The following is a 352-nucleotide window of genomic DNA, read 5'->3' on the forward strand; positions in this document are numbered from 1 at the left end:
CACCTACCTGACGAGACAAAAGGATGTGCTCACGAGTCTGAGGCATAGGACCATCAGTCGCACCACAAACCAAGATAGCACCATCCATCTGAGCAGCACCTGTGATCATGTTTTTAACATAATCGGCGTGCCCTGGGCAGTCAACGTGAGCGTAGTGACGATCAGTTGAATCATACTCAACGTGAGACGTCGCGATAGTGATACCACGCTCTCTTTCCTCTGGTGCATTATCGATGTTTGCGAAATCAACCTTCTCACCACCGAATACTTCTGCACATACACGCGTTAGCGCTGCTGTCAAAGTTGTTTTACCATGGTCAACGTGACCAATAGTACCTACGTTAACGTGCGG

Annotated in this window: 1 protein-coding gene; it reads right to left on the minus strand. The window is 48.9% G+C overall.

What is annotated here, in order from left to right:
• Positions 1–352 (minus strand): GTP-binding protein (locus A3763_RS08445; RefSeq protein WP_197482855.1); only part of this gene is annotated, 352 nt, incomplete at both ends.

Source organism: Oleiphilus sp. HI0128, assembly GCF_001635365.1.